This window comes from Brevibacterium oceani (genome assembly GCF_013623835.1).
In the GTDB taxonomy this organism is placed as follows: Bacteria; Actinomycetota; Actinomycetes; order Actinomycetales; family Brevibacteriaceae; genus Brevibacterium; species Brevibacterium oceani.
Window position 1 is genome coordinate 45,527 of the sequence record NZ_JABKDE010000014.1, and the last position, 10,357, is coordinate 55,883.

The following is a 10,357-nucleotide window of genomic DNA, read 5'->3' on the forward strand; positions in this document are numbered from 1 at the left end:
ACGGCCCGCCCCTCAGCCCTCTTCCCGGGCCTCCCGTGCCGACGCGACATCGTCGACGATGATGACGATGTGACGCAGGCTGGTCAGCAGCGAACCGTAGAGCGGCCAGGATGCGGCCGGCAGGTTCCCATCGGATGACAGGTCCGTGGCAAGAGCCTCGAGGCGGTCGAAGACAGGGTCGACCTCGGCGTCGGGATCGGCGATCGAGCGACCGGCGTCGGCGACGATCGCCGACCACTCCTCACGGAATCGTGTGTCCCAGTCACCGTCGGAATAGGAGGCTTCGCGCAGCGTGCGGGCGAGGTTGCGCAGGTGCGAGATGCCTTCGTCGACGCGCTGCAGGATGTTCTCGTAGCTCTCATTCGATGCCTGGTCGGCCTCGACCTGATGCCGCCGGGTGGGCCGGGGCACGGCGATGCGGGGGTTGCCGCGTCGGCTCTCCCGCGCGAAGCGCACCGAACCCCATGCGGAGTCGATCTCCCGGCTCATCGCCTCGGTGCGTTCGAACCAGTCCTCGGCCTGGTCGGTCTCCCACGACCGGCTGAACTCCCGCGACATGTCGATGAGCACCTCGCCCATCTGCTCGTTGATGCTGTCGATGTACCGAGCCGCCTGCTGGTCTCGCACCGGCGGGATGACGATGAGGTTGACGGCGAGTCCGATGCCGACGCCGAGGGCGATCTCGAGGATGCGGTCGAGCAGCAGCGGCTGCTGTGAGTCGAATCCGGAGCCGAGGATGAAGATCGCCGTCGTCGCGATCGCCACTCCTTCGTCGCGCAGCCAGCCCACGCGCGATCCGAGCATGCCGACGAAGAGCGCGAGCGCGAAGGTCCACAGACTCACCCCGAGGAAGTGCCCGATGACGAAGGAGATGCCGACTCCGATCGTCGACGCCACCGTCGACTGGATGCCCCGCGACAGCGACCTGTAGACGGTCGCATGCACGGTCAGCAGCGCGGTCCACGGTGCGAGGAAGGGCATCTGGGAATCGAGCACCGCGCCGGAGAGCCACCATGCCAGCGTGGCCGCGAGCACGGTCTTGAGGATCTGGAACAGGTCGGTGACGAATTCGGGACGCCGGACGTAGCCCGCCAACCGATGAGCGATTCCCGCGGAAGAATGATCGGAGGACAGGGTGGGCACAGCGGTCTCCTCTGCTCGACGACTGGGCATCATGACGAACGTCCGCGCAGGGTCGCAAGGAACGTCTCCGCCCATCTCTGGCTTTCATCCGAGGCTACCGTCTCGGCCATGGCGTCGATACGCCTTGCAGCGTCGCGGGGATCGAGCGTCATGGCGCTCATGATCGCGTCCGCCAACCCGGGACCGTCGTGCGGATTGACGACGACAGCACCGTCGAGCACATCGGCGACCCCGTCGAATTCCGAGACCACCAGCGCTCCCCCACGTCCCCGTCGGGCGGTCACGTACGCCTCGGCGCTCAGACCCATTCCCTCCCGCAGCGGTGTGGAGAGGAAGACGTCGGCGGCGAGGCAGAGGCCGATGAGCTCGTCGACGGGAACGTCCCTGTGCCGGTACATCACAACCGGTCGGCCCAGCCCCGCAAAGCGTCCGTTGATATGGCCGATGCACCTCTCGATGTCCTCGCGCAGCCGATCCCCGGCAGCATCCGAGGCGCACGGCGGGAGGACGACCTGGAGGAAGCTGACCGCCTGCGGGTCGATCCTGCCGTCTTCGAGCAGGGAGCTGATCGCGTGGAGGCGGTGCATGATGCCGCAGGTGGGATCGAGCCGATCCACGGCGAGCAGCAGAATATCAGGATCGCCGAGGTGGCTGCGCAGGTGCCGATGCTCACCGCGGTCGACCACGGTGTCCGCGGCTGCCGCGACCGCTTCTGCGTCGATCGCAGTCGGGGCCACTGTCAGCGACGGCAGCGAGCTGCCCTGCAGATCCGTCACCGGCGCCAGCGCCGCGGCGACATCGGCGAAGTTCGTGCGGTCGCCCTCGCGTTGGAAGCCGAGGACATCGGACGCCAGCAGTCCGCCGAGCATCTCCTCTCGCCATGGCAGCTGGGAGAAGGTCGGCAGACCGGGGAAGGGCACGTGCAGCGAGAAGCCGATGAGCAGATCGGGCCGCAGGCGTCTGAGCATCCGCGGCACCAATTGGAGCTGGAGGCCGTGGATCCACACGGTCGCCTGGGTATCGGCGACCTCGGCGGCCGCCTCGGCGAACCGGGTGTTGACCTCGCGGTAGGCCGTCCACCACGACTGGGAGAAGCGCAGCCCGGAAAGATCATCGTGGTAGAGCGGCCAGAGCGTTCCGCGCGTGAGACCGAGACCGTCGGCCTCGATGAAGCCGGCCGATTCGTCGAGAGGCACGGACCGCATCGGCAGATCCGGACTCTGCGAATTCGCAGGGGTGTCCGGGCTCTCCGGACCCTCCGGGCACGGCTGCTGTGTGCTCCCGCCGACCCAGATACCGTCCTCGGCGCGAGTCAGAGCCATGAGCGCGGGGATGATCGCCTCACCGGTCGCCCAGTCGTCGCCGGACGCCCGTTCCTCACCGGACGCCCAGTCCTCGCCTATCGCACAGTCGTCGCCGCTGCTGCGGCGAGGAAGCCATGGGGACACCATCACGAGGCGATGCCGTCCGGACATCTCGATCACCGTTCCTCCAGATCAATGATGTTTATGTTGTAATCTCATTTTATAGCAACCAGATCGACGCTATCAGTACGGTGAACGATTAGCGAGATTGCCATGTGAAATTCTCGCTGTTAATGTCGATTACACTGTAAACATACCTTCGGCATCCGGACACACTTCTGTCACTCGGAGGACCATCATCGAAAGGACCTCACCATGGGCTTCTTCGCCTATCTCATCCTCGGACTCCTCGCTGGAGCCATCGCCAAGCTCATCCTGCCGGGAAAGCAGGCGGGCGGGCTGCTCGGCACGCTCATCATCGGAGTCATCGGCGCCCTCCTCGGCGGATGGCTCGGCAGCGCCCTCTTCGGCGTCGGAGTCGATTCGTTCTTCGAGATCTCGACCTGGCTGTGCGCGATCGGCGGCTCGATCATCGTCCTCATCGTATGGGGACTCATCACCGGCCGCTCACGTCGCGCGGCACGCTGAGGCGACCCTGCAGAGGCAACCCCACTGAGCCGACCCGACAGGGTCATGCTCACTGAAAGTCCACCCCCTCGGACTCCCCGACGGCAGCCTCGGCGACCGACCCGGAGCACTCCCCACGCATCGGCCGCCTCCTCCCCCGAGGCGGCCGCCGGCGATCCTGCTGAGTGTAGGATCGCTGGAACGGGCCGCCGTCAGTTGAGACTCGCGGCCTTCCGCAGATCAGCGAAGTGAGGAGAGGTCATGGCCCGCCGACGCCTGAGCCGCAGCGATGTCGTTCAGGCCGCAGTCGCCTACATCGACGAGTACGGGGTCCGATCACTGACCATGCGCCGTCTGGGTGCAGCACTGGATGTGGAGGCCATGGCACTGTACCGCCACGTTCCCGGACGGGACGAGCTCATCTCCGCGGCGGTGAGCGAGCTCATCGACGCGCTCTTCGACGACGACCTCATGCAGCGGGAACCCGACTCGTGGGAGGAGTATCTGCAGTGCGTGGCCAACGCCACCCGCCGCATGGCTCTCACCCACCCGCGGATGTTCCCGCTGATGATCACGCAGCCGCCCGAAGCGCCATGGCTGCGCCCGCCGCTGCGGAGCATTCGCTGGGTCGAGCATTTCCTCTCTTCGCTCAAGGACTTCGGATTCTCTGATGCCGCAGCAGTGGACGCCTACAAGGCGTTCACGAGCTTCCTCCTCGGCGACCTGTTCCTCCAGGTGTCCGCGATGGGCGTCGACACCCCGACGGCCCCCGAGGCGGGTGACGCGGAGGAGGACCTCGAGGACTTCGCGACCGTCAGTCGGCTGCAGAATCTGCTCGCCGAGGACCACTCCGACCGCGAGTTCGACGACGGCCTCGACGACCTCATCGAACGCATCCGCGCCTCGCTCGGCACCTGAGCACCGAGACGGCCGGGTGCTCAGCTCTTCGCGAGCTCCTCGGCGCGCGCGGCCTTCTTCCGCCCCCGGCCCAGGTCGATGACTCCGATGATCCCGGCCGCGATGATGATGAGTGCGATGACCGTGAACCCGGCGATGATGGCCGCGGAATAGCCGGCCAGGGACTGGAAGGCGAAGAACACGGCGGTGACGACGGCGATGCCGATCGCCGTGCCCACACGCTGTCCGGTCTGCATGATCCCGCCCGAGGTGCCCGCATATTCGACGGGCACCTCGGCGAGGGTGAGCGTCTGGTTGGGGCTGATCGTCATGCCCTGCCCGATGCCGAGCACGCCGAGGGAGGCGAGCATCCACCAGATGCTGATTCCCCAGGTTTCGTGGGCGAGCACGATGAGCGCCGAGGCGACCACCCCGGTCAGGGCGATCCCCACTCCGAGGACGACCATCTTACGTCCGAAGGTGAGCACGACCCGACCGGCCGCCTGCGCACCGGCTGCCGAAAGCAGGGCCGAGGGCAGTCCGATGAGACCGGCCTCGAGGGCGGGGAAGCCGAGTCCGTTCTGCAGGTAGAGGGCGACGATCACCCAGACTCCGGGCATGCCGACGAAGTATACCGAGGACAATGATGCGCCATAGGCGAAGCTGCGGGTGCGGAAGAGCTGCATGTCGACCATCGGTGAGCCGCCTCGGCGAGCGTAGCGGTTCTCCCAGCGGACCCAGACGATGACGACGACGGCGCCGATGGGCACGAGGGCGTAGATCCAGGCGCCGAGGCTGCGCTCGAGGAACGGGAGCATGACGAGCAGGGTGCCGACGGCCAGGAGGAGGATGCCGATCGGATCGAAGTCCGCGCGCGTCCGGTCGTCGCCGTTCGGTGCACGGTCAGGCGAGGCACCTTCATCCGAGGCAGTGCCGTTCGAGGTGGTGTCGTTCGAGACAGCATCGGCAGACGCAGTATCGGAATCGGCGGCGGTGTCGCTGCCGACCCAGGCGCTGCGCGGCAGCCAGAGGCGGCCGAGGATGATCGCGATGAGTGCGATCGGGACGTTGATGAGGAAGGCCGAGCGCCAGCCCCATTCGTCGCCGAGGATGGCGATGAGTCCCCCGCCGAGCACGGGTCCGATGCCGACTGAGACGCCGACGATGGTGCCGAACATGCCGAAGGCGCGTCCGCGCAGCTTGCCGTGGAAGTACTGCTGGATCATGCCCACGCCCTGCGGGCTGAGCAGGCCGGAGCCGATGCCCATGACGATGCGGGCGAGGTTGAGCATGAGCGGGTCGGGGGCGAGTCCGGCGATGAGGGAACCTGCGGCGAAGACGCCGACGCCGATGACGAAGAGTCGCCCGCGGCCGAACAGGTCGCCGGCGCGACCGGCGGCGACGAGGAAGACGCCGAAGGCCAGGGTGTAGCCCGAGAGCACCCATTGGATCGCGGAGTTCGAGGCGCCGATCGAGCGCTGCATGTCGGGGAGGATGACGTTGACGATCGACACACTCAGCAGCGACATGAACATCGGCACGAGCATGACCGCGAGGATCTTGCGCTGCTCAGCTGACATCACGGACTCAGAAACATTACCCATTCATATTGTTCTACTCCGCTTCGGGTCTGGGCACAATCGGTCCCCGTGGTGCGTTTGCTCACCACCACGGGGACCGAAACGACGGCTCTGCCGCCGACTGAGTCAGACGCTCAGCTGTACGCGCGGTGGTACTGCGCCGGCCGGTAGTCGATGTCAAAGCGCAGGGCATCGGCGGCCCGCAGGGCGAAGTTCGGGTCGCGCAGGTACTCGCGTCCGACGAGGATCGCGTCGGCCTGACCGGTGGCCAGAATGTGTTCGCCCTGGAACGGCTCATTGATGAGCCCGACCGCGGCAGCCGGGATACCGGCTCGCTCGCGGATCCCGGCGGCCAGCGCCGTCTGGTAGCCGGGGCCGACGGGGATCTGCGCCAGGACGTTGCCGCCGGAGGAGACGTCGATGAGGTCGACGCCGTGGCTCTTGAGCCAGCCGGCGAGTTCGACGGTGTCGTCGAGGCTCAGCCCGCCTTCGGTCCAGTCGGTGGCGGACAGGCGCACGAACACGGGCACCTCGTCACCCACCTCGGCGCGGGTGGCGTCGACGACTTCGAGGAGGAGCCGGGCACGGTTCTCCGCCGAGCCGCCGTAGGAGTCGGTGCGGGTGTTGCTCAGCGGCGACAGGAATTCGTGGAGCAGGTATCCGTGGGCGGCGTGGATCTCGACGAAGTCGAACCCGGCCTCCATCGATCGGCGAGCCGACGCAGCGAAGGCCTGGACCACCTCGGCGATCTCGGATTCAGTGAGCGCGCGAGGCTCGGCGAGCCCCTCGAAAGCCAGCGCCGACGGGGCGACAGTCTGCCATCCGCCCTCACTCTCGGGAAGGCTGCCGGACCGGTCGGTGCCCCACTCAGGGAAGGTGGAGGCCTTGCGACCGGCGTGCGCGAGCTGGATGCCGGCGGCAGCGCCCTGTGAGTGCAGGAAGTCGACGATGGGGACGAAGGCGTCGCACTGTTCGTCGTTCCACAGGCCGAGGTCGCGGGCGGAGATTCGCCCTTCGGGGACGACTCCGGCGGCCTCGACGATGACGGCGCCTGCTCCGCCGCGGGCCATCGAACCGTAGTGGACGGTGTGCCAGGGGGCGGGGACGCCGTCTTCGCGGGTCACCGAGTACTGGCACATCGGCGGGACCCAGATCCGATTACGGAAAGTCAGACCGCGCAGGGTGAGCGGTTCGAACAGCAGATGAGACATAAGACCTCGGAATCGTGTCGAGAAGTTCGTGCGGGAGTATTCGGTTGGGAGTTTGAGAATCTTCGTACTTCGAACTGACACGATACTACGAGATAATTCGTACTACCAAATATATCGTACAATGGAGGCAGAAGCAGACACGACTGCGACCGCTTCCGAGACGATCGGAGTGTCCCCGACACGATGAGAACAGCGACCTCACAGGCGAAAGGAGGCCCTCGAATGCGCACACTGGCACACCCCAGTCGGGACGAGATGCGACTCGACACCGTCCTGGCCGCACTGGCCGACCCGGTTCGCCGCACCGTCGCCTGCAAGCTCAACGACGCCTTCGGCGATCACGCGTGTGCGACCTTCGAGCTTCCCGTGTCGAAATCGACGGCGACTTATCACTTCCGGACTTTGCGCGAGGCCGGTGTGATCCGGCAGGAGTACGAGGGTACGAAGATCATGAACACTCTGCGCAAGGACGACCTCGACGCCCGTTTCCCCGGTCTCCTCGACGCGGTCTTCGCGGCCCAGGCCATCGAGCGCGCCGAAACCTGAGCGGCATCGCCGCGAGCCTGCGCGGCGGCACCTCACAGGCTCCATCTCTCAAAGAAAAGCGGCACAGTCTGCGACAGATGGCCCGGTTCGCAACCAGGGCATTCTGTCGCAGACTGTGCCGAAATCTAGCCGTCCGCTCGAAGAAGGCCTCCGCTCACTCCCCGCGGCCGATGGCGTCGACGGCCGTCGGGTCGGATGAGGCGAGGAACTCTTCGATGCGGGCGGCTTCCTCGCCTTCGCCGATCGCACCGGCCGCACGACCGAGAGCGTAGAGCGCGCGGAGGAACCCGCGGTTGACCTCGTGCGAGTACGGAATCGGACCGGCTCCGCGCCAGCCGGCCGCACGCAGGGCGTCGAGTCCGCGGTGGTAGCCCACGCGCGCATAGGCGTAGGCGTCGACGAGGCGACCTTCCTTGTGCGCATCATCGGCGAGTTCGGCCCACGCCAGGGATGAGGCGGGAAGCACCGCTGCGACGTCGATGGGCTCCTCACCGGCGTCGATGCGCTTCTTCGCCTCGACATCCGGGTGGTCCTCGGGCAGGTATGTCGGCTGCGGGCCGAGCTGGCTCGCATCCAGGTTCCCGATGTGCGAGGGGTTTCCGATCGGCTGGGTCATAGCGTCTCCTTTTCGTCGAGGTTCGTCGTCAGGGTCGTGGTCATCATTGCACCGAGGCTGCTCCCCGCCCCAGCACCGGCATCAGTCGGTCTTCATCTCAGAGGGCAGGACCGTGTACGGGTTCGTGCTCAGCGCACCGGTGGCGCCCTCGTCGGCGAGTCCGTCGAGCTGCTTCTTGTCCTTCGCGTCGGTGGCCCACACGTCGAGGTCCTCTTCAGCCCAGGTCGATACGTCATCGGCCTTGACCGCCACGGCCGAGTATCCAGCAGAGTTGAGGTCTTCGGCTGAGCTCATGGCGTAGTCCCCGGTGAACATCGCGTCGATGCCGGCGTCGGCGGCGGCGCGGGCCACCTCGGCGTCATCGGTGCGCACGATCGCCGAGTCCTCAAGCTCCGCCTCGGTGATGGTCGTCAACGCTGGGCCGGCCACCTCGGTGGTGTCGATCTCGGGCATGATGACGGTGTCGCCGCCGACCTCGTCGACGAGGTCGTCCCAGGTCATCGTCTCGCCGGACTCTGTGTCCTTGCGCGGGGGCGTGATCGTGGCGTCGGCGAATTCGGCGGCGGTGAGTTCGTCGAGGCCCGTCTTCAGTCCCATCGTCTCGGTGGCGGTCTCGGGGTTCGCGGCGACGATCGTGCCGTCCCCCAGCGCGGTCAGGGTCGGGGCGGGCAGGTAGCCGAACTTCACGTTCTCGGTGAAGGCGCGCTTCGAGTTCGCCGGGTACACCGCGGACCCGCCGTCGAGCGCGGCGACGGCCGGCGGGTTGAGCGAATCGACGGTCAGCCGATCCTTCGATCCGAAGACGTTGACCGCGACGACGCCGATGACGAGCAGGACGACGATCCCGCCGGCCCACAGGGGTGCGTTGAATTTCTTCGGCTCGGGGCGGTCGGGCACGGGGACTCGCTCGCGTGCTTCGGGGTCGACCGAGGGCAGCGGATCGGTGAAGCTGCGACCGTAGCGGTCCTTGTCCAGCCTGCGCTTCTTCTTGCTCATCGGCTGCTGTCCTTCGTGGCTCCGGCGCCGGTGACGAGGCCTTTGAGGAATCCGGCACCCCAGCACAGGTGCATGGTGGGCAGAACGATGCCGAACCAGAATCGTTCGCGACGTCCGCAGTCCTTCGCCGCCGAGGCGGTAGTAAGGATTCCCGCGATGTAGCCGAAGCTGGGGACGTGGATGAGTGAGGTGAAGCGGCGGAGGAACTTCGGCCACTTCTTCGTCGTACCGCTCAGCTGGAGCAGGGTTTCGATGACGGCGGCACCCATGCCGAGCACGAGGATCGGCGGGGCGAAGTAGCGCAGGGAGTTCTTCCCTCCATAGCGGCGGATGAGTTCGGCGCGCCAGATGCCGGTGGCCCAGAACTGCTGGGCGATCTTCGACCAGGTTCCGCGCGGCCAGTAGGTGACCTGCATGTCCGGGTTGAACCAGATGCGGCCGCCGGCGGTGCGGATGCGCAGGTTGAGTTCCCAGTCCTGTCCGCGTTTGATGCCTTCGTCGAAGCCGTCGAGGGCTTCGAAGACCTCGCGTCGGTAGACGCCGAGGTAGGCGGATTCGGCTTCTCCGGCTTCGTCGCCGGAGTGGTAGGCGGGACCGCCCAGGCCGACCGGGGACATGTAGGCCCGGGCCACGGCTTTCTGGAAGGAGGTCTTGCCGCGGGCGAGCATCAGCCCGCCGCAGTTCGCGGCTTTCGTCTCACGCAGGGTGTCGATGGCCTGCTGCGTGTAGTCGGAGCTGAGTCCGGAGTGCGCGTCGACGCGGATGATCACCGGGTGGTGGGTCGCGCCGATCGCGAGGTTGAGTCCGATCGGGGTCGCTGCCTGCGGGTTGTCGACGGTCTGGATCCGGGAGTCGGTCGCGGCCATGGCTGCGATGATGGCGTTCGTGTCGTCGGTCGAGGGACCGAGGGCGAGGACGACTTCCTTGTCCCCGTCGTAGTCCTGGGCGAGGATCGTGATGATCGCCTGCCGAATGTGCTCGGCCTCGTTGAGGACCGGCATGATGTAGGAGACGCCGGGCTTCTCGGCCAGCGGCGGCAGACCCTCCGGGGTCAGGATCTCAAGTACTTTCGACACGCCCTCAATCTTGTCACACGCGCGCGGGCGCGGTCTTGAGGGGGCGCTCAGGTGGGCGGGCTGGCGTAGGCAAGCGTGCTTGCCGAGGCAGCCCAACGGTGGAGCCCGGCATGCGAATTCATGCCGGGCTCCACACGAGTTGAAATGATCAGATAATCAGGTCAGCGTGTTCTTTCCGATCAACATTTCTTGGTGACCGGCTTGTTCGAACCAGTATTCAGGTCGACGTCAGCGGCGTAGTGTCAAGCCCCGGGTTTCGTAGAGGCTCCTTTTCTTGGTTTCCTAAGCAGCCGCGGACTCTGTCGCGGACTGGTTGATCCATTCGGAATGGACCTCGGTCGGCGGTCGGTAGTCAATCGCT

General features: G+C 66.5%; 10 protein-coding genes. 3 read left to right on the forward strand and 7 right to left on the reverse strand.

The genetic code is table 11. The annotated features are described in order from the left end of the window. Positions 1-12 precede the first annotated feature (12 nt). Together HK401_RS19980 and HK401_RS19985 are read right to left on the reverse strand one after the other, a co-directional pair. Positions 13-1,143: an FUSC family protein gene (locus HK401_RS19980; protein WP_309136060.1), complete on the reverse strand. Its 1,131-nt coding sequence runs from the start codon at positions 1,141-1,143 to the stop codon at positions 13-15. A 29-nt stretch (positions 1,144-1,172) separates the two neighbouring features. Further along, on the reverse strand, positions 1,173-2,618 hold the full coding sequence (locus HK401_RS19985) for an alpha,alpha-trehalose-phosphate synthase (UDP-forming) (RefSeq protein ID WP_258234370.1): 1,446 nt from the start codon (positions 2,616-2,618) through the stop codon (positions 1,173-1,175). Between the two features lie 204 nt (positions 2,619-2,822). On the opposite strand from HK401_RS19985, the gene HK401_RS19990 reads away from it, so the two are divergent. Continuing rightward, positions 2,823-3,095 carry a GlsB/YeaQ/YmgE family stress response membrane protein gene (locus HK401_RS19990; RefSeq protein WP_181276432.1) on the forward strand — a complete coding sequence of 91 codons (273 nt, stop codon included), beginning with the start codon at positions 2,823-2,825 and terminating at the stop codon, positions 3,093-3,095. 240 nt (positions 3,096-3,335) lie between these two features. Continuing rightward, positions 3,336-3,992, forward strand: a complete 657-nt coding sequence (locus HK401_RS19995) for a TetR/AcrR family transcriptional regulator (protein WP_181276433.1) — start codon at positions 3,336-3,338, stop codon at positions 3,990-3,992. A 20-nt stretch (positions 3,993-4,012) separates the two neighbouring features. Here HK401_RS19995 and HK401_RS20000 read toward each other — a convergent pair whose 3' ends face one another. After that, complete coding sequence (locus HK401_RS20000; protein ID WP_181276434.1) at positions 4,013-5,575, reverse strand: MFS transporter; 1,563 nt, start codon at positions 5,573-5,575, stop codon at positions 4,013-4,015. A gap of 110 nt (positions 5,576-5,685) precedes the next feature. After that, positions 5,686-6,762 carry an NADH:flavin oxidoreductase/NADH oxidase gene (locus HK401_RS20005; protein ID WP_181276435.1) on the reverse strand — a complete coding sequence of 359 codons (1,077 nt, stop codon included), beginning with the start codon at positions 6,760-6,762 and terminating at the stop codon, positions 5,686-5,688. A 222-nt stretch (positions 6,763-6,984) separates the two neighbouring features. On the opposite strand from HK401_RS20005, the gene HK401_RS20010 reads away from it, so the two are divergent. After that, the gene (locus HK401_RS20010; RefSeq protein ID WP_181276436.1) at positions 6,985-7,308 is read left to right on the forward strand and encodes an ArsR/SmtB family transcription factor; all 324 of its coding nucleotides are present in this window, start codon (positions 6,985-6,987) and stop codon (positions 7,306-7,308) included. A gap of 154 nt (positions 7,309-7,462) precedes the next feature. On the opposite strand, the gene HK401_RS20015 is transcribed toward HK401_RS20010, so the two are convergent. From HK401_RS20015 to HK401_RS20025, 3 genes are all read right to left on the reverse strand, one after another. Beyond that, a complete protein-coding gene (locus tag HK401_RS20015) occupies positions 7,463-7,924 on the reverse strand; it encodes a DUF3151 domain-containing protein (protein ID WP_181276437.1) in 462 nt (153 codons plus the stop codon). Between the two features lie 81 nt (positions 7,925-8,005). Beyond that, the gene (locus HK401_RS20020; protein ID WP_181276438.1) at positions 8,006-8,920 is read right to left on the reverse strand and encodes a hypothetical protein; all 915 of its coding nucleotides are present in this window, start codon (positions 8,918-8,920) and stop codon (positions 8,006-8,008) included. Continuing rightward, a complete protein-coding gene (locus HK401_RS20025) occupies positions 8,917-9,996 on the reverse strand; it encodes a glycosyltransferase family 2 protein (protein WP_181276439.1) in 1,080 nt (359 codons plus the stop codon). Before HK401_RS20025 ends, HK401_RS20020 begins: the two co-directional genes overlap by 4 nt. Between the last annotated feature and the right edge of the window lie 361 nt (positions 9,997-10,357).

Bases quoted from the DNA above. Each gene is read 5' to 3' on its own strand.
- HK401_RS19985 (WP_258234370.1), bottom strand. From the start codon at position 2,618: ATGTCCGGACGGCATCGCCTCGTGATGGTGTCCCCATGGCTTCCTCGC.
- HK401_RS19990 (WP_181276432.1), top strand. From the start codon at position 2,823: ATGGGCTTCTTCGCCTATCTCATCCTCGGACTCCTCGCTGGAGCCATC.
- HK401_RS19995 (WP_181276433.1), top strand. From the start codon at position 3,336: ATGGCCCGCCGACGCCTGAGCCGCAGCGATGTCGTTCAGGCCGCAGTC.
- HK401_RS20000 (WP_181276434.1), bottom strand. From the start codon at position 5,575: ATGGGTAATGTTTCTGAGTCCGTGATGTCAGCTGAGCAGCGCAAGATC.
- HK401_RS20005 (WP_181276435.1), bottom strand. From the start codon at position 6,762: ATGTCTCATCTGCTGTTCGAACCGCTCACCCTGCGCGGTCTGACTTTC.
- HK401_RS20010 (WP_181276436.1), top strand. From the start codon at position 6,985: ATGCGCACACTGGCACACCCCAGTCGGGACGAGATGCGACTCGACACC.
- HK401_RS20015 (WP_181276437.1), bottom strand. From the start codon at position 7,924: ATGACCCAGCCGATCGGAAACCCCTCGCACATCGGGAACCTGGATGCG.
- HK401_RS20020 (WP_181276438.1), bottom strand. From the start codon at position 8,920: ATGAGCAAGAAGAAGCGCAGGCTGGACAAGGACCGCTACGGTCGCAGC.